The 22,425-nt window shown below is 57.0% G+C and carries 21 protein-coding genes; 12 read left to right on the forward strand and 9 right to left on the reverse strand.

Annotated elements, in window-relative coordinates:
* Positions 1-50 precede the first annotated feature (50 nt).
* The 4 genes from AB1805_01985 (at position 51) to AB1805_02000 (ending at position 2,498) form a co-directional block, all read left to right on the forward strand.
* On the forward strand, positions 51-251 hold the full coding sequence (locus AB1805_01985) for a cold-shock protein (protein ID MEW5744199.1): 201 nt from the start codon (positions 51-53) through the stop codon (positions 249-251).
* 66 nt (positions 252-317) lie between these two features.
* Positions 318-680, forward strand: coding sequence for a hypothetical protein (locus AB1805_01990; GenBank protein MEW5744200.1), 363 nt, complete (start codon positions 318-320; stop codon positions 678-680).
* A gap of 241 nt (positions 681-921) precedes the next feature.
* Positions 922-2,115, forward strand: coding sequence for a bifunctional glutamate N-acetyltransferase/amino-acid acetyltransferase ArgJ (gene argJ / locus AB1805_01995; protein MEW5744201.1), 1,194 nt, complete (start codon positions 922-924; stop codon positions 2,113-2,115).
* Between the two features lie 29 nt (positions 2,116-2,144).
* Positions 2,145-2,498 carry a hypothetical protein gene (locus tag AB1805_02000; protein ID MEW5744202.1) on the forward strand — a complete coding sequence of 118 codons (354 nt, stop codon included), beginning with the start codon at positions 2,145-2,147 and terminating at the stop codon, positions 2,496-2,498.
* 21 nt (positions 2,499-2,519) lie between these two features.
* On the opposite strand, the gene AB1805_02005 is transcribed toward AB1805_02000, so the two are convergent.
* The 9 genes from AB1805_02005 to AB1805_02045 form a co-directional block, all read right to left on the reverse strand.
* Positions 2,520-3,632: a cytochrome c3 family protein gene (locus AB1805_02005; protein MEW5744203.1), complete on the reverse strand. Its 1,113-nt coding sequence runs from the start codon at positions 3,630-3,632 to the stop codon at positions 2,520-2,522.
* A 19-nt stretch (positions 3,633-3,651) separates the two neighbouring features.
* On the reverse strand, positions 3,652-4,653 hold the full coding sequence (locus AB1805_02010; GenBank protein MEW5744204.1) for a cytochrome c3 family protein: 1,002 nt from the start codon (positions 4,651-4,653) through the stop codon (positions 3,652-3,654).
* A 593-nt stretch (positions 4,654-5,246) separates the two neighbouring features.
* Positions 5,247-6,458, reverse strand: coding sequence for a tyrosine--tRNA ligase (gene tyrS / locus AB1805_02015; protein ID MEW5744205.1), 1,212 nt, complete (start codon positions 6,456-6,458; stop codon positions 5,247-5,249).
* Between the two features lie 106 nt (positions 6,459-6,564).
* Positions 6,565-7,344, reverse strand: a complete 780-nt coding sequence (locus AB1805_02020) for a transporter (protein MEW5744206.1) — start codon at positions 7,342-7,344, stop codon at positions 6,565-6,567.
* Between the two features lie 291 nt (positions 7,345-7,635).
* Positions 7,636-8,241, reverse strand: a complete 606-nt coding sequence (locus AB1805_02025) for a hypothetical protein (GenBank protein MEW5744207.1) — start codon at positions 8,239-8,241, stop codon at positions 7,636-7,638.
* Positions 8,238-11,321, reverse strand: a complete 3,084-nt coding sequence (locus AB1805_02030) for an efflux RND transporter permease subunit (protein MEW5744208.1) — start codon at positions 11,319-11,321, stop codon at positions 8,238-8,240. Before AB1805_02030 ends, AB1805_02025 begins: the two co-directional genes overlap by 4 nt.
* A 12-nt stretch (positions 11,322-11,333) precedes the next feature.
* The gene (locus tag AB1805_02035) at positions 11,334-12,842 is read right to left on the reverse strand and encodes an efflux RND transporter periplasmic adaptor subunit (GenBank protein MEW5744209.1); all 1,509 of its coding nucleotides are present in this window, start codon (positions 12,840-12,842) and stop codon (positions 11,334-11,336) included.
* Entirely contained in the window at positions 12,839-14,065 is a 1,227-nt protein-coding gene (locus tag AB1805_02040) for a TolC family protein (GenBank protein MEW5744210.1), read from the reverse strand. The genes AB1805_02035 and AB1805_02040 overlap by 4 nt, the downstream gene beginning before the upstream one ends.
* A 100-nt stretch (positions 14,066-14,165) precedes the next feature.
* Entirely contained in the window at positions 14,166-14,600 is a 435-nt protein-coding gene (locus tag AB1805_02045) for a hypothetical protein (GenBank protein MEW5744211.1), read from the reverse strand.
* A gap of 226 nt (positions 14,601-14,826) precedes the next feature.
* Here AB1805_02045 and AB1805_02050 point away from each other — a divergent pair, with 226 nt between their 5' ends.
* From AB1805_02050 to AB1805_02085, 8 genes are all read left to right on the forward strand, one after another.
* Complete coding sequence (locus AB1805_02050) at positions 14,827-15,594, forward strand: transporter (GenBank protein ID MEW5744212.1); 768 nt, start codon at positions 14,827-14,829, stop codon at positions 15,592-15,594.
* A gap of 18 nt (positions 15,595-15,612) precedes the next feature.
* Positions 15,613-16,293, forward strand: coding sequence for a cobalt transporter CbiM (gene cbiM / locus AB1805_02055; GenBank protein ID MEW5744213.1), 681 nt, complete (start codon positions 15,613-15,615; stop codon positions 16,291-16,293).
* A 1-nt stretch (position 16,294) separates the two neighbouring features.
* Positions 16,295-16,630 (forward strand): PDGLE domain-containing protein, encoded by a 336-nt coding sequence (locus AB1805_02060; GenBank protein ID MEW5744214.1) that lies wholly within the window; start codon positions 16,295-16,297, stop codon positions 16,628-16,630.
* A gap of 64 nt (positions 16,631-16,694) precedes the next feature.
* On the forward strand, positions 16,695-17,549 hold the full coding sequence (locus AB1805_02065) for an energy-coupling factor transporter transmembrane component T (GenBank protein ID MEW5744215.1): 855 nt from the start codon (positions 16,695-16,697) through the stop codon (positions 17,547-17,549).
* Positions 17,550-17,557: 8 nt separating this feature from the next.
* Positions 17,558-18,628: an ABC transporter ATP-binding protein gene (locus AB1805_02070; GenBank protein ID MEW5744216.1), complete on the forward strand. Its 1,071-nt coding sequence runs from the start codon at positions 17,558-17,560 to the stop codon at positions 18,626-18,628.
* Positions 18,629-18,681: 53 nt separating this feature from the next.
* Positions 18,682-19,617 carry a MoxR family ATPase gene (locus tag AB1805_02075; protein ID MEW5744217.1) on the forward strand — a complete coding sequence of 312 codons (936 nt, stop codon included), beginning with the start codon at positions 18,682-18,684 and terminating at the stop codon, positions 19,615-19,617.
* Between the two features lie 113 nt (positions 19,618-19,730).
* Positions 19,731-20,483 carry a DUF58 domain-containing protein gene (locus AB1805_02080; protein MEW5744218.1) on the forward strand — a complete coding sequence of 251 codons (753 nt, stop codon included), beginning with the start codon at positions 19,731-19,733 and terminating at the stop codon, positions 20,481-20,483.
* Positions 20,470-22,401, forward strand: a complete 1,932-nt coding sequence (locus tag AB1805_02085) for a DUF3488 and transglutaminase-like domain-containing protein (protein ID MEW5744219.1) — start codon at positions 20,470-20,472, stop codon at positions 22,399-22,401. The genes AB1805_02080 and AB1805_02085 overlap by 14 nt, the downstream gene beginning before the upstream one ends.
* Positions 22,402-22,425 lie beyond the last annotated feature (24 nt).

Consider the following 22,425-nt stretch of genomic DNA (forward strand, 5'->3'; position numbering starts at 1 on the left):
TTTTATTTGTGCCCTTCTGAAAGTTCAACTAACAAGTAAGGAGGTACACAATGGCTAACGGAACAGTAAAGTGGTTCAACGATTCCAAAGGCTTCGGCTTCATCACCAGTGAAGACGGCACCGATGTTTTCGTCCACCATACGTCCATCCAGGCTCAGGGATTCAAGTCCCTTGCCGAGGGTGACAGCGTTACGTTCGATACCGAGAAAGGCCCTAAAGGTCCCAAGGCAGTCAACGTCGTAAGACAGTAAGGACCTGACGAAGAGCGCCCCCTGCCCAGAGCAGGGGGCTTTTTGTTCCTTCAAGGAGGGCCTCCCATGATCAGTAAGCAGAAGAATGCTGAACGGCTCGAGAGAAGGCAGCAGAAACAAGATGCAGGGTTGCTATCCTCCCGGTACCCCGGCGTCGCCTCCATTGTCATCTTCATGAATTACTACAGAAGAGAGAGCGGCCCTTCGTTCATGCAGCGCACGGTCAACTTCTTCCCCGGCAGCGCTGCCTACTTTCTTTTGGAATGCATGGAGGATAAGTGTATTGACGGCGGTTTCAACCTGGAGCCTGTCATTTACACCATGGTGAAAGGCCACCAGGAATCAGCGAACGGGGAGCTTGCCTGTCCCGGAAATGATGCCTCGGGCCACCGCCGTATCGACTACAGGATAGCCATAAAGTATAGTTAACGCTCTAGTGCTGCTCTGCAGCCCAATGCATGAGGACGATCAGGTGCGCTGTTCCGGGCGGGTGATCGTTCGTTCCTGCACCGCTGTCATGCAAAATGGACCCCCCCTGCGCCCCTCCCGAGGAGGGGACGTGAGCGCACGAAAGGCATATCGGCACAAAATAGGTATAGGCCTTCTGTTTTTTGAGGGCAATAGGTATAAAACTGTTGCAAAAAATTCAGAGAGAAATTATTCTAATGAGATGAAAACCACGAAGATAGCTGTTCCCAAAGGGTTTCTCTTCTCTACTGCCGAGGCGGCGATCAAAAGACCCGGGCGTAAAGACCTCGCCCTGATCTGCTCCGCGGAGGAGGCGGCTGTTGCGGGCATGTTCACCACCAACAATATCAAGGCAGCGCCGGTGAAGCTCGCTATGAAGCGGATCGCATCCGGGAGGGGACAGGCGATCATCGTCAACAGCGGCAATGCGAATGCCTGCTCGGGCGAGCAGGGGATGAAGGATGCTGTCGAGATGGCGGAGCTGACCGCGTTCGGGCTGAACCTGAAGCCCGAGAGCGTCTATGTCTGCTCGACCGGCGTCATCGGCACTCCCCTGCCGATGGAGAGGATCAGGCCGAAGATCATCGAGCTTACGAATAATCTCGGCGCCGCGCCCCTGGCGGATGTGGCTTCCGCGATCATGACGACCGATACGTTTCCCAAGGTCCTCAGCAAGAGGATAAAGATCGGCAACACGATGGTTACCCTGGCGGGAGTCTGCAAGGGAGCGGGGATGATCTGCCCCGCCATGGCGACGATGCTCTGCTTCATCATGACCGATGCCGCTGTCGACAAATCCGCTCTCGGCCTGGCGCTGCAGGCCGCGGTGCGGAAGTCGTTCAACAGGATAACGATCGACGGCGACATGTCGACGAATGATACGGTGCTCGCCATGGCGAACGGCTTTGCGGGGAATGCGGTGATAAAGAAGAGCTCGCCGTCGTTCGGCGCCTTTTCGGCTGCGCTCTCGGCGATCTGCTACGAACTGGGCAAGCTGATCGTCCTCGACGGCGAGGGCGCGACGAAGTTTGTCGAGGTGGAGGTGAGGAACGCAAAGAGCGAAAAGGAGGCTGAACAAGGCGCATTCGCTATCGCGAACTCCATGCTGGTGAAGACCGCGCTGTACGGGAACGACGCGAACTGGGGCAGACTGATCGCCGCTCTCGGCTACTCGGGGATATCGATCAGGGAAGAGAAGGTGGAGTGCTCTCTGAACGGCATCAGGATTGCGAGCAAGGGGCGTACGACCGGCAGGGACAAGGAAGCCAACGAACGGCTGAAGAGGAAGGAGATCAAAGTTGTCGTCGATCTCCATCTCGGCAAGGGGAGCGCGAAAGTGCTGACCTGCGATCTGACCGAGGATTACGTGAAGATCAATGCCGAATACAGGACGTAACTGCCGTAATGCGTGATGCGTAACGAGTGATGAGCGAAAAACAGTTGACTGCATTCGAGTTGAAAGGGAAGGCGCTGCTCTCGGAAAACGGCGAATGTATTCTCGGCGCCGAAGATACCGGCAGCCATGCCTGCTACATGATCTACGGGATATTAAGGCCGGGAGAGGGAGGCAGGCTGGTCAAGCCCGGGAAAGGGCATGAAGAGATGGTCCTTGCTGCCCGGGGGGACATCGAAGTGTCCGGCCGCTTTTCCGGTACGCTGAAAGAGGGCACGGCGTTTCATATAATGGGCGACGACGAGTGTCTTCTCGAAAACAGGGGAGTTGCAGAGGCCTTCTATGTCGTCTCGGGCGGCCACTCCGAGAGCGGCCATCACCATTAAGCGCTACCCCGCCGCTGGGAGTTACTTCTTCTGCGTATGGCAGGTGAAGCACCCGCCGCTGCCGCCGCCCCCGGCATTCATCGTGCTGTAGTTCCACCTGAGCATGTCGGGATAATTGGTGGCATGTGCCGCATGGCAGGATAGGCACATAACCACATCGGAGCCCGGATTTACGACAGGGCTTGGTGCGCCAGGAACCGTTGTTCTGGCAATGGGCGCATCCACGCTGTAAGCGGTATATGCGGCGTATTCCCCGGCGTTAGGCAGTATAACATCGGTCGGGTGCCTTGTGAATGGCGAACTGGCATTTCCGCCGATTCCGCTCAGGTTGTGGAAATTCGGATGACAGGTTGCACAGAATGCGCTCATCGAGCTCTGCGGCTTCAGTTTTAAGGCCCCGGGGCCGTGAGGACCGTTATGACAATCGGAGCATTGTGCGTCGTTCATCAGCGGCGCCGTTGCACCGAAATACTCATTGTGGTTGGCGGCGTCCTTGTTCTGCCACTTATAGGTTCCGTTATTCTCATATCCTTTTACTCCCCACAAAAAGCGATAGCTGTTCGCAACACTGTCGGCGATAGTGAGACTTCCGTCGTCAGTATTGCTATGGTGCGCTCCTTTCAAGCCTGCCGGCGCAGTGCCGTATCGTATGCCGTGGCATCCGAAAGTGCCTGAACAGGAGAGGTTTGTATTGCTGAGGGAGTGTCCGGGATTGCGACCGGGAGGTATGGTCAGGATATCATCAATATTGCCGAGCTCGATTACATTATGCCCCTTTGCGTCGGAAGCGCCGCTCCCCTTACCGCCGGTGATATAGGCGAAGTTCCCTCCTGCCAGATCGGCAGAGGCGTCGTTATGCCATACCTGCGGAATGTTGCTGCCGCCGATAGTGACGATCTTTGCCGTGCCGATTCCGTGGCACCCGAGACACGTCCCTCGGGTCAATCCCCCATAGGGGCCCACGCCTGTCCACGGCTGTCCTGAAGCGCCGTAGGTCGCCATGGCAGCCCCGTTCTGGCTGTTGTGCATGGTGTGGCAGTTGGCGCAGGGGCCGGTGACTTTCGGGTATGAGGCGCTACTAAGAAAAGCCAATAATGAGGAAGCTGCAAAAATTACGAAAAACGCCTGTCTCACCAATATCCCCTGTCTATTATCATTTTTTGCTCGTATGGCAGGTGAAGCACCCGCCGCTGCCGCCGCCTCCGGCTACCATCTGATCATAATCCCATCGAAGCATGTCGGGATAGTTCGATGCATGGGCCATATGGCACGAGAGACACATGACGATATCGGTTCCCGGCGTAACAGTACTGCTGATGCTGTCGGGGACGGTGGTCCTTGCAACCGGCGACTGCACGCTGTATGCTGTATACGCTGAGTACTCGCCGCCGGCGGGCACGACCACATCGGTCGGATGTCTTGTGAACGGCTTCCCGAAGACTATTCCTCTGAGCGGATCTACAGAAAATGTCGTAATTTCCTCCCACACATGGAAGTTTCCGTGGCATGTTGCGCAAAACGAGCTGATGGTCTTGATCTGCGGACGTATCGGGGAGCTGCTGCTTCCCCCTCCTTCATGACATTTTCCCGTACAGCCGCTCTTGAGAGGAGAGGTCGCTCCGAAATACTCATTGTGATTGGCAGCGTCGAAATTCTGCCACTTGTAAGTCCCGTTATTTTCCAATCCCTTTATGCCGTCCAGAAAGCGATAGCTGTTGTAGACCTGGTCGGCAACAGTGCATTTGCCGTCATCCGGGTTCCGGTGATGTGCACCCTTCAGCGCAGGAATACCCGATATCCCGCCGTAATTTACCCGCCTCCCATGACAGCTGTTCGCTCCCGCACAGGTGAAGGCGGCCACGGCGTTGGGGTCATCATCGAGATGGCGGTGCCCGGGCGGATAGGTTAGAACGGAGTCCGCATTTCCGAGGTCGATGATGTTATGTCCCCTGCTGTCGCCGCCGGTTTCTATATATCTGAAATTTCCACCCGCAAGGTCGGTTGTGCCCGAATGATATACCTGGGGAGCGCCGGTAATAGGATCGATATGCGTGCTGAGCCCTTGTCCGTGGCAGCCGAGGCAGCTGCCGCGGGTCAGCGCCTGGCCCTGGCCGGAACCCTTCCACGGCTTGCCGTCGGCTCCGTAGGTCGCCATAGCCTCCCCACTCTGGCTGTTGTGCATTGTATGACAGTTAGCGCACGGACCGGTGACTTTGCCTTCAGGCAGGCTGTAAGCGGCAAGCAGCAGTAAGGCTGTCACCAACACTGCGGCAAGTCTCTTCATCAATCACTCTCCCACAGAGTGGACTTCCCCAAAAAATGATTTTTGCAATTACTGTGCCACTGCATTTTGCAGGCTGCTACTGCCTTCGATTTCATTGATAAGCTGAGATATTTCATCTGTCTGATGATGAATAACGCACTATTTCAGCGGCTTGGCTGTGAATAGCCAGGGGGATTTTACCACTTGCGGGCAGTTCGTGTGAACAGTTCTGTTTTAAACAGTCGTCTGTTTTTATTGCGGCGAGTGTGTGAAATTGCGCAGCAGCAGATAAAGATGTGTGAAATTAAACAGTTTGGCAGCTTCGGGTCGGGTTGATGAGCAGCTATGAGGCGGCAATAGGAGGGCTATCACGTAGTGATGCCGGAAGGCAATAAGGAACATGAAGTGCTCAGCAGCCAGAGAGAGGCACAGGGGCGCACATTACGGTAAAAGATAAAAGATCGCAGGAACGTTGAGTAGAGAGATTACCGGTAAACGACCCGCAGGAATTTCCGCTTTCCGGCCTTGATCAAATACGTCCCTTTGGGAAGCTTTGTGTTCGGATCGGTCACCTTCCGGTCATTGACGCTCACTGCGCCCTGCCTGATCAGGGCTATCGCCTGGCTGCTACTGGCCGATATCTCTGCCTCCTTCATGATCTGGGGCAGCCACAGCTCATCTGCGTCAGGCGGGAATGAGTATTCAGGAATATCTTCGGGGAGGCCCTTGTCCTTGAAGACTTTCTCGAACTCCTCTTCCGCATGAGCCGCGGCCTCTCTGTCCCAATACCGCTCGACGATTTCGAGGGCGAGGCGCTCCTTCGCCTTTTTGGGATGCACGGCGCCTGACTTCAGCCCCTCTTTCAACGCCTTCAGCTCTTCCATGCTGATGTGGCTCAGGAGCTCGTAGTACTTGATCATCAGCTCGTCGCTGATGGACATGAGCTTGCCGTACATGTCTTTGGGCGCATCGAAGATGCCGACATAGTTGCCGAGGCTCTTCGACATCTTTTTTATCCCGTCGAGTCCTTCCAGGAGCGGCATGATCACGAGCGCCTGCGGCGCCTGACCGTACTCCTGCTGCAGCTCCCTGCCCATGAGGAGATTGAACCGCTGGTCCGTTCCCCCGAGCTCCACGTCTGCTTCGAGAGCGACGGAATCGTAGCCCTGCAGCAGGGGATACATGAATTCGTGTATGCCGATGGGGCTCTGGCTGGTGAACCGCTGCTTGAAGTCCTCCCGTTCGAGCATCCGTGCTACGGTCTGCTTTGCGAGGAGCCTCACGATCTCCATGGGCGTCAGGCTCATCAGCCATTCGCTGTTGAACCTGATGACCGTCTTTTCGGGGTCGAGGATCTTGTACACCTGCTCTTTGTAGGTCTCGGCGTTCCTGAGGACATCCTCCCGCGTGAGCGGCTTTCTCGTCTCGGACTTGCCGGTCGGGTCGCCGATCATGCCGGTGAAATCGCCGATCAGAAAGACGATCTCGTGGCCCAGCTCCTGGAACTGGCGCATCTTTTCGAGCAGCACGGTATGGCCGAGATGGATGTCGGGAGCGGTCGGATCGAAGCCCGCCTTGATGCGCAGGGGCTTATTCTCTCTGAATGATTTTTCGAGCTTCTTGAGGAGCTCCTTCTCGAGGATGATCTCGACGACGCCTCTCTTGATGAGCTCGAGCTGTTTCTCGGGTGCAAGCATAGCAGATATAATAAAATGTGCGGGTGTCCGAGGTCAAATCACCCCTTTGTCAAGCAGTTGGGGAAGGGGAGGGGCACTGCCGCCGCTGCCCGGGATATTCGTTTTCCTAAAACCGCCATGCAATGCCCGCAAGCATCGTGTAGTCGGTTTCAGCGTTATTCAATCCTCCTTTAATGCCGAGATTTACTGCAAAGGTGTCCGTTACCTCGTAGTTAAACCCTCCAAGTATAAATGCAGGGGAGGACCTTGACATTCTGCCGGTATTGGTTTGGATTCCCGTATTGGCAATGAATCTTAATTTTTTGGTGAGGGGCAATTCCCCGGAAAGTGAGGCGTACCAGATATCTTTTCGCTCATCGACTTTATTTTCATTTCTCGTATAGGCGAGATTCAGATGAAACAACAAAGGATGGATTTCCTTTGTAGTAATAAAGAAAATGCCGTACGCTGCTCTTCCTGCGCCAAGTCCCTTTTCATCGTCACCCGTGGGAAGCGAAATGCCCGGTTTCACAGCGAGGCTCAGTCCGTCCTTTTCATAAAATCTCCATTTCAGTTCCAGTGCCATGTCGGCAATGCCGTCTTCCTTCTGTATGGTGACACCGTCTTCCGTAACCTTGTTCCAGGCATAAGGCAATGTTAAGATGACATCTATTTTTTCCGTCACTCCATAGGAAACTATCGATTGAAGCTCTGTCCCCGTCTCCTTCGTTGTCACGCCATCGGCTGTTTCCTTGTCAAGGGAGAGCTCACTGTTAACTTCGATAAGCAGGTGTCCTTTCCCCTGTGTCCCCGTATCATTGGTTATCAAGATGTCTTTTGCAGACGAGATTCCTGCTGTCGCAGCAACAATCAACACAACGAAAACCATCAGACCTTTTTTAAGCATTTGTTTCAGTTCTCCTCATCTATTTCGCAAGAGGCAATGTCAGCAAAGTATCACCCTCCCTGAGCTGAATAACGGCAGGACTATGCTTATTTCTCTATACGCGCGACCTTCTTTCAAGCAAGTCGTACCATAGTTATCGGCGATTATTGCCCAACCATTGATTTAATTTTCTGCTGCCCCGAAGTCCGACTCTGATCAGGTAAAGGCATTGAGGGGGGCGCACTGCGCTAAAAGATATGAGGGACTCCGCCCTGCTTCGTTGGGAAGGGGCGGAGTCCCTCAAGTGCGGGCTTACTCGATGATTTTTCCGTTCAAATAGATATCATACTCTGAAAGTCCGTGCGCAAAGTCACGGGTCCAGCCTGTTGCCCCCCTGTGAGATCTTTTATACACCGGCTTGAGCTCGAGCACATTCTGCGTACCGCCGCTCAACGAAATGACTTCCTCGACGGCATAACGTTCCTCCGGGACTCCGAAATAGATGGTGTGTGACCCCGCAGGTACTCTCACTTTCTTTTCGATCGTGTACTTTATCCCCTCGCCGCCTTCAGGGACTCTTCTTCCCTTTTCATCATATGCGGGAACTATGTCGGTTTTCCCATCGACCCTCCAGACAGTGCCGTGACCATCGATATTCAGAACAAAGGGATAGGCGGATACAATATCGGCTGGTCTCTTTGGATCGATCAAGAAATGATCCTTCGGATAGGTCTTGAGAGATGCTCTAATAGTCAGATCGGCGGATTCCGCAGGAGGCAGCCCCCCGTCCTTTGCCTCACGAAATACCTCGGCATCGGTGCTTTGTCCCCTGGCAATAATCCCCTCTTTTTTTACGGCACACGCCGCAACCGTCAAGACCAGAATCATCACTATCACAAAACTTGTTGCTCTATTCATGATACTCTCTCCTTTCCGAACTTGATGTAAAGTGACGGTAGGACAATCATGTTGAGGACTGTTGAGCTCAGCAGACCTCCTAAAATCACGATCGCCAGGGGCGACAGTATTTCGTTGCCGGGCTTGTCCGCGGCTATGGCAAACGGAATCAGCGCAAGGCCTGCGGCCAACGCAGTCATGACGACCGGCCGCAACCGCTCCATCGAACCTTGGAACACCGCCTCTCTGAGCGTCTTTCCCTCAACCTCCATCAGGTGCTGATAGTGGGAGACGAGCAGAATTCCGTTGCGCGTGGCGATGCCGAAGAGCGTAATGAACCCCACCATCGATGAGATATTGATGACGCCGCCGGTAATGAACACCGCCACAATGCCGCCGATAAGGGCGAGCGGAAGATTGACCATGACCAGGGCTGCGCTCGTGAAAGATCTGAACTCCATATAAAGGATCAGGAAGATGAAGAGCAGCGAGATAATGCTCAGGAGCCCTATGGTCCTTGTTGCTTCGGCCTCGCTCTCGAACTGCCCGCCGTATTCGATGTGGTATCCTTGTGGCAGCTTTATATTCCGCTCGATGCCTGCCCTGACGTCCCTGTAGACGCTCTTCAGGTCTCTTCCCGCTACATTCGCCTGGACTACTATTTTCCTCTGGGCGTTCTCCCGGCTGATGCTGTTGGGACCTTTCGCCGAATAGACATTGGCTACGGCCGAGAGGGGCACCTTTACTCCCATAGGGGTATCGATGAGAATGCTCCTGATACTCTCGATATCTTTCCGTGCGGCATCGTCGAACCTGACGACGATATCAAACCCACGGTCACCCTCGATGGTCCGCGAAAGCTCCTTTCCCGCGGTAGCGACTTCGACCGCTTCCGCCACCGTGCTGACGGTCAGCCCGTACTTCGCCAGTTCTTCTCTATGGGGGATTATTCTGACCTGTGAGATATCGGCCTGCTGCTCTACCGAAAGGTCGGCGATGCCCTCGATAGCGCTCATCTCAGCCCTGACATTCTCGGCAATGGACCTAAGCCTGAAGAGCTCGGGGCCGTATATCTTCACGGCGATGTTCGCCATGGTTCCGGAGAGCATGTGGTCGATGCGGTGGCTGATGGGCTGGCTGAAGTTCACCACGGTGCCCGGCAATGCGGCGAGGCTCTTTCTGAGTTCGGCAAGAATGTCCTGAAGGTCTCTGTCCTTCGTATCCAGCTTCGCCTCGATCTCGGATGCGTTGGGATATTTGCCGTGCTCGTCAAGTTCTCCCCGTCCGGTCTTTCTCGCGGTCTTTACGATATTCGGATGGCTGTGCAGTATTTTTTCGGCAAGCGTTCCGATCTCGGCTGATTTTTCGAGAGAGGTCCCCGGGGCCGTAGCAAGCATGATGGTAAGGGACCCCTCATTGAAGGCGGGAAGGAACGATCTGCCGATGAAGAACAAGGGAATGAGCGACACTGCACAGAGGGCAACGGTTGCTGCAATCACCGCGGCGGGTTTTTCCATCGCCTTGTTCAGGGTGGGCTGATAGGTCGACTTGAGCCACCTGACGACGAAGCTCTCTTCGCCCTTTTCTATGAACTTCGCCCGGGGGAGCAGATAGGCGCAGAGCGCCGGTGTTACCGTGAGAGCGACAATGAGAGAAGCGCCGATGGAAACAATGTATGAGACGCCGAGCGGCCTCAGGAGCCGACCCTCGATACCGCTCAGGAAAAAGAGCGGGACGAAGACGAGAATGATGATGAGCGTTGCGTTCACGATCGAGGAGCGTATCTCTTTGGAGGCATCGAAGATGACCTGTAATGCCGGGTGCCTTTCCTCCGCGGGCTTCTCGCTGTTCTCTTTCAGCCGTCTGAAGACGTTCTCCACATCGATGATGGCGTCGTCGACAATAACGCCGATCGCGATCGCCATGCCGCCCAACGTCATGGTGTTGATCGTGATGTCGAAGAGCCTCAGGACAAAGATCGCGAAGATGAGGGAGAGCGGCATTGCCGTAATCGAAATGATGGTCGTCCTGATATTGCCGAGAAAGAGGAAGAGGATAACGATGACCAGGAAGGCGCCTTCGACGACCACACGTTCGACATTATCGATTGCCCTTTCGATAAAGTCAGCCTGCTTGAACATATCGGTGTCGATCGCCATACCTTCAGGCAGGTTTTTCCTGACCTCATGAAGCGTGCGTTCAAGCCGTTTGGTGAGTTCGATCGTATTGGCTTCAGGGTGTTTCTGCACGGCGATAAGCACCGCAGGCTTCGTGTCTACTGAGGCATCGCCCACCTTGAAAGCGGCGTCCGTCTTCACCTGGGCGATATCCTTGATAAGGACCGGGACGCCGTCCCGTGAGGAGATGACGGTATTCTCGATATCGGCAAGGGACCTCACCTTGCCAAGTCCCCGTATGAAGTAATCCTGTCCCCCGGTCTTCATGATTCCCGCAGAAAAGTTCTCGTTGGTGCCCTTTGTCGCTGCGATGATATCATTCACTGAGACACCGAAGGCGAAAAGCTTCTGCGGGTCTATGTTGATGCGGTACTGCTTCGTGTCCCCTCCGACCGTCACCACCTGTGAAACGCCGGGCACGGAAAGCAGCCGTTTCCTTACCACAAAGTCGGCAGCCTCCTTCACCTCCATCATGGTGTGCTTCGAGCTCTTGAGATCGATGTACATGATCTCTCCCATAATGGAAGATATGGGGGCCATCATCGGCACGATACCCTGCGGCAGGCTTCCGGACACGAGCTGCAGCTTTTCATTCACCACCTGGCGCGCACGGTAGATGTCGGTGCCCCAGGTGAATTCAACCCATACCGTGGAAATGCCGAAGGTGGACGATGAACGGACTCGCCGCACCCCGGTTGCGCCGTTGAGGGCGCTCTCGATGGGATAGGTGACCAGGGTCTCGACCTCTTCGGGCGCCATCCCGTGCGACTCGGTCATGATGGTAACGGTAGGCGCGGTGAGGTCGGGGAATACGTCCACCGGGATCTTCGTCGCCACATACGCTCCGATAAGCAGCAGCAGAAGCGAAAGGGCGAGTACGATCAGTCTGTTTTCAAGGGCCAAGCGTATTATCTTGTCAAGCATGATCCTGCTCCTTTAGTGCTCATGGCCGTGGCCCTGTATCTGTGTTGACTGCGAGGCGAGCTTTACATAATAGCCGCCCTTGGTGACTACCCGTTCGCCTTTCTTGAGCCCATCGACGATCTGCATATATCCCTTGTCTCTTGCCCCGACTTTAACCTCTCTCCGCTCGAACGACTCGCCCCCGCTCTGGACAAAGGTGAAATACTTTCCCTCGTCCTCGAAAAGGGCCTCTTCGGGGAGCGCCATCGCATTGTCGACACGGCCTGTTTGTATCGTGACGTTGGTGAACATGCCTGCTTTAAGCAGATTGCGAGGGTTGGCCACTTCAAAGATTACCGGCACCGTGCGGGTCCTGGGATCGACGAGGTCGTTCTCCGTAACGAGACGTTTGGGCCGGAACTCTTCGTCAATGCCGGGTACGGAGAAGGCGGCTGTATCGAGCTGCTTGAGCCTACCGATGTCAGTTGCCGGGATATGCGCCTTCAGCCACAACGTCGAAGTGTTGATAATCCTCATCAGCGGCTGGCCGGCATCGATAAATTTCCCGTTCGAGGCTGACACTTCAACAACGGCGCCGCTTATGGGTGCGGTGACAACAAATTTGTTTCCCGAGGTGTTGCTTTTCAGGTTTGCCATTGCCTTCTCGATCGGACCCAGGGAGGCTTTTGCCGTGTTAAGAGCAATTTCGGCCTCTTCAAGCCGCTTCTTGGGCGCGGCCTTCGCCTCGTAAAGTCTTAGCGCCCTCTCGTACTCCTTCTGGGCAAGTATGACTCTGTTGTTTGCTTCGGCATACGAGGCTGACAGTTGCCCGACGCCGCCTTCCTGCTGAATAGGAGGCTCTATCAACGCAAGGACTTCGCCTTTGCTTACCCTCTTGCCGATGTAGGCGAGCGGCTTTGCCGCCGAGATGACACCGGCCACCGGGGATGATACGGTGCTTTCCGCATTAGAAACGGGGATAATCTCTCCCATCGCCGAGAAAGATGAGGCAAGATCACGGCGAGAGACAGGCTCTACCATGAAATCAACCGTCCACTGTTGCTCTTTGAGGAACGAAGTCTCAGGGCCACTGCCACCGTGCGCATGATCATCGGCAGGGGGGGCCGCTTTTTCGGCGACGAGTATTTCGGGGCCTGCTATCACATCGGAGAATGTTGCACCCCTAAGGGCGATGTTCATTGCATACTTGCCGCTCCGGGGGAAGCTCGCTTCAGCCTTGTAGATTCCCGGCCGCGCAGGAGCATTAATGGTAACGGTGAGAGGGCTTCCTCCCTGCGGTGTAAAGGTCAAGGTCAGCGTTCCTTCGGTTACCGGTTTGAAATCGGCCAGCTTGGTTAAATGAATGAGAAAGCCCGCCTTTTTTCCGGGCAACGGCGCATCGTGCTCCATAAAAAGCTCCGACTTTGCCGTCCATAGTGTCGTCGCGATTTTTTCCTCATGCGCCTCCTCTGCTTTATGTTCATGTGCACACCCGGTGATAAAAACAGCCAAAAATGCGATAACTATACTTATACGCCTCATTGTGCACCTCCGCTCTTCGTGAGTTTCATTCCTGTTGCTTTCTCTAGTTCAAATAATGTTGTCCAGTAGTCATACACCGCCTCATTGCGCTCCATCAGCAGTTCCCTTTCGGACCGTACCGCATCGAGCAGCTCAATGAGGCTGGCTTCACCCTCGTCGTAGGCGGCGCGGATGCTGTTGGTGATTTCGTTTGCGGTTGTAAGCTGCCCGGATAACTGCGCTACGCGGTCAGCATTGAATGCCGCCCGGTCAGCGCGCGTTGCGACCTCACTCGCCGCCTTTTTTTTCAGCTGCTCGAGATTGAGCCGCTCCGCTTCCAGTTCAGCCTTTGCAGCGGCGATGCCGCCCTGGTTCCTGTTGAAGAACGGAAGAGGGACGGATACACCAAAGGCAAATCCGTTAAAGCCCCCGGTGCGCCGTTTATAGCCTGCTGCAACTTCTACAGGACCTACCGCTTCCCTTTTCGAAAGGGTTAGGGCATTGCCTGCGGCATCGATCTGAGCGGAAGCAGCCCTGACGTCGCCTCTCTTTTCCATTGCTTTTGCAATCAGTTCGTCCCGTGAATAGCCGAGGGGGGCCGGTGCAAGAGAATCCTTTAACACGATATCGCCCATGCTGATGTTGAGCATGAGCGCCAGCTTGCCTGTTTCGGCGTTTATTTCGGATGTGAGGCGTTCGAGCGCCCTCAGGAATCTCTTGCTCTCATTGGAGAGCCTCAAAAGCTCTACTTCGGCCACATCGCCAGCCTTGAGCCGCTCTTCTGTCTTTTGCCGGACATCTGAGAATGTATCGAGGATACCTTTGAGCGAGGTTTCGTTCTCTCTCAAATAGAGGATTCGGTAGTAGGTCTGCTTGAGTTCTGTGAGAGCGTTCAGCGTCTCCTGCTCAAAAAGGAGATGCCGGGCATCTCTCCTTTTCCGGGCGACATCCGTCCTCAGCCCTCTCTTTCGTACGATATCGACAGGCTGACTTATGGAATAAACTTCTTCGGTCTCGCGATCGCCGTTTTCCACCGATTCGAGGCTGTAGTTGAAGGACGGATTAGGAAGAAGCCCCGCCTCGATTACTCCGGCGTCGTATTTCCCGAGCTCGGCCTTGTGGGCTTTGAGCTCGAGATTGTTTTCGAGAAACAGTTTTTCAGCGTCCTCCAGGCTCATCCCCTGAGCCGCAAAAGCAGCCGGCACTGAGAGAAGCATGAGGAATCCAATTATCAGATAGCGCATATACGTCGTCTCCTTTGGTCGAAAGGGTCGAAAAATACTAGAGAGTACGCATAGAGAGACTATGCGCATTCTCAGAAGCTGACGTTAGGTGGAGTGAACCTTAGACGACGGGAGGCGAAAGGCCGGAGAATGAGGTGCTGAAACCCTCGTGAGGCCGCTGAGACGGCTTCTGAATGGATGAAAAGAAAGATGACTGTATCGGCTGCGTGGAAGCAGTATCTACCGCTACGGCAACCTGCAAAGGAAGCGGCGCAGGGGAAGCGCTGTTTGGCCTTATCGGAGCGTTCGAGTCGGAGACGAGGAAGTGAACATGGTGGTCGTCGCGGGAGTGGCTGTCGGCGCTGTGCAGCTCGCAGCAGCGGAGCTCTGCCTGCGGGAAGAAGAGGTGCTGCAGGGTGCACTCCGCCTGCTCGGGATGGACCACCGAGAGCCCCTCTCCGGCGTGGCAGTGGGAAAAGGGAAAGAGCGCGACGACGAGGAAGTAGAGTGTGAAGAGCAGAAGATGTCTTTCCTTATGGCGCGTGCCGGATCTCATGATACTTCTATCTTACCGGTAAAAGAGGGTGCGGCGCAATGGTCAAGTTATAACTTTAAGGAGAGCGCGTGCTCCGGTTAACTGCCGTTTTCTTGACAAAGGGAGCGCGGCAATGATAAGCTCATCCGAGTATGAAAAGCCACGAAGGCTTTTTTCTTGCGGCCAGCAGGCCAGCAGGTCAAAAAAAGAGCCTTCGTGGCTTTTCATTTTAAGGAGAACGACAGGTATGAAGAAGGCCCTGCTTCCCCCGCTGCTTCTGTCTTCGATTATTGCTTTTTCTTCAGCTGCAGCATTTGCCGCCCATCCGCTCGTGACCGATGATACGGGAACGGTGGGAAAAGGGAGAGTGCAGGTCGAGCTCAATGGTGAGTACGGCCGGGAGGCCGGGGACGGGACTACGGAGTATACGACGGAGGTTGCGCCGATCATTACGTATGGTATAGTGGATACTATAGACGTCGTTGTGGGTACGCCTTATCAGTACATACGTACGGAGAATGGTGATGGCACCGTCGAGGAGGATGGCGCCGGCGATACCTCACTCGAAGTGAAGTGGCGCTTCTACGAGAAAGACGGATTGGGCCTCGCCCTTAAGCCCGGTATTACCCTTCCTGCAGGCGACCGGAAACGGGGCATCGGCTCGGGGAGGGTGGGCTACAGCCTCTTTTTGATCGGAACGCAGGAAGTTAAACCCTTCGCCTTTCATGCGAACCTCGGCTATGTCCAGAATGAGAACAGGAACGACGAGCGCCGGGATCTCTGGCATGCCTCGTTCGCTTCTGAGGTCGAAGTGGTGAGGCGGCTGAGCGTTGTCGCCAACATCGGCGTCGAAGCGAGTACCGACAGGGAAGAGAGTACGGCCCCCGCATTTGTCCTGGGAGGGATTATTTACGAGCTTTCCGAGAATCTCTATCTTGATGCAGGGTACAAGCACGGCCTGAACAAGCCGGAGACCGATTCGGCCATACTGGCCGGCGTAACCTTCACCTTCTAGAAACAGCAGGAGAGAGCCATGCATATACCCGACGGTTATCTGAGTCCGCAGACCTACGTTCCCCTCTACGGGGCCTCGGCGGTCTTCTTGAGCATCGCCCTGAAGAAGATGAAGAAGGAGCTTGCGGCAAAACAGGTGCCCTACCTCGCCATGGCAGCGGCCTTTTCCTTCCTCATACAGATGTTCAATATCCCTATCCCGGGCGGCACCACCGGCCATGCTGTCGGCGCCGGGGTCATCGCGATCCTCCTCGGCCCCTGGACCGCGGTCATCGCGGTCTCGCTGGTGCTGATCGTTCAAGCCCTCGTCTTCGGCGACGGCGGGATAACGGCGATCGGGGCGAACTGTTTCAATATGGCCGTGGTCATGCCCTTCGCCTCGTACGGGGTCTTCAAGGCGGCGCGGGGCAGGGCGGGGCAGGGGCGGAGAATAACGGTCGCCGCTTTTCTCGCAGGCTATGTCGGGCTGACCGTATCGGCAGCGGTGACCGCCGTCCAGTTCGGCATCCAGCCGTTGATCGCAGCGGCGCCCGACGGTACGCCGCTGTATGCGCCCTATCCCCTCTCGGTAGCACTGCCGGTAATGACCCTGGAGCACCTTCTTCTTTTCGGCGTCGTCGAAGGGCTCGTCACCGCCCTGCTCCTGAAGTATTTCCTCAAGCACGAACGGACACTGGTGTATGTCCTGAGGGAGGCGTAGCATGAAGCCCTTTCAGAAGAAGTTATGGATCGGGCTTCTCATCATGGCCCTGCTCTCGCCGCTCGGCATTCTCCTGCCGGAATGGTTCAATGCCGGAGATGCCTGGGGAGAGTGGGGCACCGATACGCTCGAAACGCTGCTGGGATATGTCCCCGAGGGGCTGAAGAAGTACGCCGACCTCTGGAAGGCGCCTGCTGCCGACTACACCTTCGGCGGAGAGCAGGCGCCGCTTTCTGTCCAGATCCTTTCCTATATCGTTTCTGGTCTTATCGGCATTCTCCTGCTGAGCGGGGTCGTGTATTTAATTTCGAAGTTCCTGGTACGGCGTGATCGATAATATCCCCTCTTTCTTATTGCAGCGGTCGGCTCAGCCTTCCTCCCTGCCGGGGGGGCGTGCAACGGTGAGGACTTCGTTCATCGAGAAGGGGCTGCGGCATGCGGCCGGGGTCGTGAGCACGGGGTATGCCCAGTGGGAGCTCGCCTCCCGCGAGGGGCTGCTCCAGGGGGTCGATGCCCGGATCAAGCTGCTCTTCCTGCTCTTCTTCATCGTCATCGTGAGCCTGAAGAGGGAGATCGGGGCCGAGCTCGCCATAAGCGCATTCATCGGCATGCTCGTCCTCGCCGCGCGGCTGAAGGCCGGTACGTTTTACAAACGGGTGCTCTTCCTGGGCTTCTTCTTCGGTTTCCTGATCGCTCTTCCCTCATCCCTGAACATCATCACGCGGGGAGAAATCGCTGTACCGCTCATCACGCTTTCGCGTCCCTACGATTTCTGGATCTATCATATCCCCCAGACAATAGGCCTGACAAGGGAGGGGCTCACGGGTGTCGCGCTCCTGACGCTCCGGGTCGTCAATTCGGTCTCGCTCTCGCTCCTGGTGCTGAACACCACCCCGTTCCCCGAGCTCGTCAGGGCGCTGAAGGTGATGCGGGTGCCGGATATCTTCTTGATGATGCTCTCCCTATCGTACAAGTACATCTTTCTCTTCGCCAGGACCGTCGAGGACATGTACCTGGCGAAACGGGGCAGGCTCGCCGGCGGCATAAGCGGCAGCAAGGGGAGGGAATGGATCGCCGGCCGCATGGCCTTCATTTTCAGGAAGACGCAGCTGCGCTGTGAAGAGGTCTTCAAGGCGATGACGGCGAGGGGCCTTTCCGATACCGTGAAGCTCTCCGGGTTCAGAAAGCTCCTGCTCAGGGATTGGCTCGCCGGCCTCTTCTTCCTCGCCGCCGGATGCGTGTTCCTGGCGCTGTGAGGCTGTCGGTGTCTGAGAGAGATAGAGATATCATAAGAGTCGAGGGCGTGAGCTACCGCTATTACGACAGGATACCCGCTCTTTCGGAGGTCACGGTCTCGGTGCAGGAGGGGGAGCGCTTCGCGGTCATCGGCTCGAACGGCAGCGGCAAATCGACGCTTCTGCAGATCATGAGCGGACTGATCTATCCGTCGGGCGGCGCGGTCTTCTTCAGGGGCAGGGAGGTCTCGGAGAAGAGCCTGCGCGATAAAGACTTCCTGAAGCTCTTCCGCGGGCAGGCAGGCTACGTGTTTCAGGATTCCGATATCCAGCTCTTCTGTCCCACTGTGCTCGATGAGCTCATGTACGGGCCGCTTCAGCTCGACATCGGTGAAGAGGAGGCGCTCGACCGGGCCCACGAGGTGATGAAGATGCTCGGCATCGAAGACCTCGGAGACCGGCCGTCGTACATGCTCTCGGGCGGTGAGAAGAAGCGGGTCGCCCTCGGCTCGGTGCTCACCATGAACCCGGAGGTGCTGCTGCTCGACGAGCCGACGAACGGCCTCGATCCGCGGACCCAGTGCTTTCTCATGGAGCTGCTCGTCGCCCTCAATGAAGCCGGCAAGACCATCGTGATCGCGACGCACGACCTCTCGCTCGTCGAAGAGCTGCATGCAAGGGTCGCGGTGCTCTCGGAAGAGCACCGGGTCGAAGGCATCGGCAGCGCAGGGGATATCCTGAGGGACGAGGCGCTCCTGCTGAAAGTGAACCTGATCCACGAGCACCTCCATTTCCACGGGGAGACCGTCCACAAGCATCTGCACTCCCACTATCGCGCCCACCAGCACGACCACGGGGTGCATACCCATATCCATCACAAGAACACGGAGGTTACGGTAATGAACGATCTCGACAAATTGAAGCATCTGCTCCACCATTGGCGCGAGCACAATGACGAGCATGCGCAGACATACAAGGACTGGGCGGACAAGGCACTCGGCCTCGGCAACAAGGAGCTCTCGGAGGTGCTCGAGCGGCTCTACCAGGACACGAAGAGGATGAGCGCGCTCTTCGACCAGGCGACCAGGCTGATCAAGTAGCTGCTCAGGCTTAGATTGATGAAGTATGGTATTATGCGTAATAAAGGGACGATATGATATCGAAGGGCGAGGGCATACGGCAGATCATCGACCACCTTTCACGCTACCTCCACGGGAAGGAGCAGGCCCTGAGGCTCGCCCTCATCACCTTTTTTGCACGGGGCCATCTGCTGATCGAGGACCTTCCGGGGCTCGGCAAGACGACGCTCGCCATCGGCATCGCCAAGGCGCTCGGCCTCAGCTTCGGCAGGATCCAGTGCACGAGCGACCTGCTCCCCACCGATATCACCGGCCTCTCGATCTACAACAAGCAGGCCGGCGAGTTCGAGTTCCATCCCGGTCCGCTCTTCAACAACATCGTGCTCATCGACGAGATCAACAGGGCGACGCCCAAGACCCAGAGCGCGCTGATCGAGGGCATGGGAGAGAAGCAGAGCACTATCGACCGCCAGACCTACAAGCTTCCCCAGCCCTTTTTCGTGGTCGCGACGCAGAACCCGGTGGAGCACTACGGCACCTTCCCGCTGCCCGAGTCCCAGCTCGACCGCTTCATGATGAAGATCAGCATCGGCTATCCTTCGAGGGACTCGGAAAAGGATATCCTGCGGGGCGGCAGCAGGAGAGGGGACCTCTATTCCATCGAGCCGGTCATGAGCAGGGACGAGGTCATCGCCATTCAGGAAGCGGTCAGGAAAGAGGTGTACCTGTCGGACAGGGTCCTCGATTATATCATGGCGATCGTCGAGGCTACCCGGAAGGACGGCGCGCTGTCGGCGGGCATATCCACGCGGGGGGCGCTGGCGCTGAACTATACGGCCCGGGCCAACGCCTACTTCCACGGCAGGGACTTCGTCATCCCCGAGGACGTGAAGGAGCTTATTCCCCATGTCGTCCCGCACCGGGTGCTCTTCAGGGAAGACCATACGCCGCATGACAAGAGGGAGATCATACTATCGATTGTCGAGCAGATACCCGTCCCGGCGTCATAACCATCACCAGGGCGGGATGGATCTACATCGCGCTCACCCTCCTCCTCGGCATCGCCGCGGTCAATACGGGCAATAATCTCGTTTATCTCATCGTCGCCGCCCTGCTCGGCCTCATGACGGTCTCGGGGCTGCTCGGGAGGGGGAATCTCTCGCGGATCGATGTCCGTGTGGAAACGCCCGACGAGCTCTATGCGCAGTCGGCGGCGCCGCTCCGGATCACCCTGGTGAACACGCGGCTGCTGCTCCCGGCGTTTCTCGTAAAGGTGCGGGTTGACGACACGGAGGTGCTCTTCCCCTATGTGGATGCCGGCGCCGAGGAGACGAGGCGCGTGCATACGGTGTTCGCCCGCCGGGGCCGGGTCCTGATAGAGACGGTCTCTTTCTCTTCCGTCTTCCCGTTCAACTTTTTCGTGCGCTCGAAGAGGATCGGCAGGGTAACGGAGGCGACCGTTTTTCCCCGTCCCCGCGCCTGCGCTCTCGATACGCACGCCGCCGGAGCGGAGCGGCGCAGAGGGGAGCGGCGGTCGAACCTGCTCGGCTACGAGGGCGAGATGGTCTCCCTGCGCACGTATGTCCACGGCGATCCCTTGAAATACATACACTGGAAGGCGAGTGCGAAGACCGGCGTCTTCAAGACCAAGGAGCTTTCGGCCGGCGCCGAGGAGCCGGTCGTCATCGACTTCGATGCCATGGGACCGGCTGATCGGGAAGAGAAGCTCTCCTGCGCAGCGTACATGATCCTCTCCCTTCTCAAGAGAAATGTCCCGGCGGGACTGAAGATAGGCGGGAACGCATATGCCCCGGGCCTCTCGAACGCCCATAAGCGTCTCCTGCTCAAGGAGCTTGCCCTCTATGGAACGGAGTAGCTCCCTCCTGCGCGTCGCCGACCTCGTGACGGCGCTCACCTATGCCGTGGCCTTGACCGGGTTCGTGGTGGTCCTCAGATATACGGGCGTGGGGTACTCGGCGCTGTTCCTGGCGCTCTATCTGTGGGCGCTCCAGAGCGATTACCGGAGGAGGACCGTCATCCCTCGATGGGCGATCAACAGCGCGGCGCTGCTGCTCGTCGCCTTCACCTTCTTCAGGGTGACGACGGACACCGTCGTCCCGGTGTCGCTCGAGGCGCTGCTGCTCCTCACCGCAATAAAACTGGTCGAGGAGAAGCGCTTCAGGGACCACCTGCAGGTCTACCTGCTCGCCGCCCTTCTCCTGGCCGGGTCGGCCCTGATGACGCTCGACATGATCTTCCTGGCTCACCTCATCGGCATGGTCTTTCTCGTGACCCTGGCCATGATCTTTCTCACCTTCTCGTCGCAGGACGAGCGTATGGAGCTCCCTGTCGCCACGGTCCTGAAGATTGCGTCGAGGGCACTGGTCATTCCGCTGCTCGCCCTTCCGATAGCCGCGCTCCTCTTCATGGTCCTCCCCCGGACGAGCTATCCTCTCTTCAGCTTCTTCAACCGGGGCAGCGGCGCTCTCAGCGGGTTTTCCGATCATATCACCCTCGGCGAGATTACGGCGATCCAAGAGGATACGGCGGTCGCTTTCAGGGCCAGGGTGCGGCCGCTGGACGAGCGCCTGCTCTACTGGAGGGGGATCGTGCTCGATCAGTTCGACGGCATGTCATGGAGACCCTCACAGGACGGAGCAGATGAAGCGTCCGTCCCTGCGCCTGTTCCGGCTGGCGCCGTCGAGCAGACCGTATTTCTCGAGCCGCACGGCCAGCGCTATCTCTTCGCCCTGGACAAGCCGGTCTCCCTCTCGTTTCCGCGCTCACGCAGGTCGGCGGGCCTGGTCTACGAGGTCCCTTATCCGGTGGCCGTGAGAATAAAATACGATGCGGTCTCGGCGCTCTCGGCTATGCTGCCCGACAAGAGAGTGGATAAAGAGGCGTACGTGCGGCTGCCGGTGAAGGGATTCGAGCGGACCAGGGAGCTGGTCGAAGAGATCACCCGGAACAGCTCCGGGGATGCGGAGAAGCTGAAGGCGCTCCTCGGATTTCTCCAGCGCGGAGGCTACCGGTACTCGCTCACCGGGCTGCCCGCCACCAGCACCGCCCTTGAGGATTTCCTCTTCACCCATAAGTACGGCAACTGCGAATATTTCGCCTCGGCGCTGGCGGTCATGCTCCGCTGCGCCGCGGTTCCCTCGAGAATTGTAGGCGGGTACCGGGGAGGCCACTACAACGAGGTGGGAGGCTACTACGCGGTGCTCCAGAGCAGCGCCCATGTCTGGGTCGAAGCTTATATCGAAGGTTCGGGATGGGTCAGGGTCGATCCGACTCCCGCAGCGCTCCCGGGCCGGGCCCGGCCTGCGAGGAGCCTGCTGCTGGAGGTGCGGCTCCTCATGGACACGATCAGCTACTTCTGGAACGCCGCGGTCATCAATTACAATTTCGATGTCCAGCGCTCGCTCGCCGTAAAGATGGGGGCGGGAATAGGGAAATCGTTCGCCTCCCTCGTAAAGGAGTGGAAAGGGGCCGTGAGGCATCTTGCCGTTGCAGCGCTCTTCTCCGGTGCTGCGGTGCTGCTCTACCGCTCCGTACGGAACAGGAGATCCCGGGAGGAGCGGCTGATGCATGCGTTCCTGAAGAGAATGCAGGGCTTCGGCTATGCGAAGGCGGCGTCGGAAGGGCTGGAAGAGTTCGCAGCGGCGATCCCGGATGCCGGCCTGAGGGAACGGACCCTGCGGTTTGTAAAAGCCTACGAGGCATATTATTATAGAGATACGAAGCTCACCGCAGAAGCGCTGAAGCAGCTCAAGGCTCTCTTGCGCGAACTATGAACCCCGCGATAGCCGTGCGACAGT

Source organism: Nitrospirota bacterium, assembly GCA_040752355.1.
Lineage (GTDB): Bacteria > Nitrospirota > Thermodesulfovibrionia > Thermodesulfovibrionales > Dissulfurispiraceae > JBFMCP01.

Excerpts from the sequence above, each read along its gene's own strand:
- AB1805_01985 (MEW5744199.1), top strand. The coding sequence starts at position 51 with ATGGCTAACGGAACAGTAAAGTGGTTCAACGATTCCAAAGGCTTCGGC.
- AB1805_02075 (MEW5744217.1), top strand. The coding sequence starts at position 18,682 with ATGATATCGAAGGGCGAGGGCATACGGCAGATCATCGACCACCTTTCA.
- AB1805_02085 (MEW5744219.1), top strand. The coding sequence starts at position 20,470 with ATGGAACGGAGTAGCTCCCTCCTGCGCGTCGCCGACCTCGTGACGGCG.
- tyrS (MEW5744205.1), bottom strand. The coding sequence starts at position 6,458 with ATGCTTGCACCCGAGAAACAGCTCGAGCTCATCAAGAGAGGCGTCGTC.
- AB1805_01990 (MEW5744200.1), top strand. The coding sequence starts at position 318 with ATGATCAGTAAGCAGAAGAATGCTGAACGGCTCGAGAGAAGGCAGCAG.
- argJ (MEW5744201.1), top strand. The coding sequence starts at position 922 with ATGAAAACCACGAAGATAGCTGTTCCCAAAGGGTTTCTCTTCTCTACT.
- cbiM (MEW5744213.1), top strand. The coding sequence starts at position 15,613 with ATGCATATACCCGACGGTTATCTGAGTCCGCAGACCTACGTTCCCCTC.
- AB1805_02035 (MEW5744209.1), bottom strand. The coding sequence starts at position 12,842 with ATGAGGCGTATAAGTATAGTTATCGCATTTTTGGCTGTTTTTATCACC.
- AB1805_02010 (MEW5744204.1), bottom strand. The coding sequence starts at position 4,653 with ATGGCGACCTACGGAGCCGACGGCAAGCCGTGGAAGGGTTCCGGCCAG.
- AB1805_02020 (MEW5744206.1), bottom strand. The coding sequence starts at position 7,344 with ATGCTTAAAAAAGGTCTGATGGTTTTCGTTGTGTTGATTGTTGCTGCG.
- AB1805_02030 (MEW5744208.1), bottom strand. The coding sequence starts at position 11,321 with ATGCTTGACAAGATAATACGCTTGGCCCTTGAAAACAGACTGATCGTA.
- AB1805_02080 (MEW5744218.1), top strand. The coding sequence starts at position 19,731 with ATGACGGTCTCGGGGCTGCTCGGGAGGGGGAATCTCTCGCGGATCGAT.
- AB1805_02040 (MEW5744210.1), bottom strand. The coding sequence starts at position 14,065 with ATGCGCTATCTGATAATTGGATTCCTCATGCTTCTCTCAGTGCCGGCT.
- AB1805_02050 (MEW5744212.1), top strand. The coding sequence starts at position 14,827 with ATGAAGAAGGCCCTGCTTCCCCCGCTGCTTCTGTCTTCGATTATTGCT.
- AB1805_02060 (MEW5744214.1), top strand. The coding sequence starts at position 16,295 with ATGAAGCCCTTTCAGAAGAAGTTATGGATCGGGCTTCTCATCATGGCC.
- AB1805_02045 (MEW5744211.1), bottom strand. The coding sequence starts at position 14,600 with ATGAGATCCGGCACGCGCCATAAGGAAAGACATCTTCTGCTCTTCACA.
- AB1805_02000 (MEW5744202.1), top strand. The coding sequence starts at position 2,145 with ATGAGCGAAAAACAGTTGACTGCATTCGAGTTGAAAGGGAAGGCGCTG.
- AB1805_02025 (MEW5744207.1), bottom strand. The coding sequence starts at position 8,241 with ATGAATAGAGCAACAAGTTTTGTGATAGTGATGATTCTGGTCTTGACG.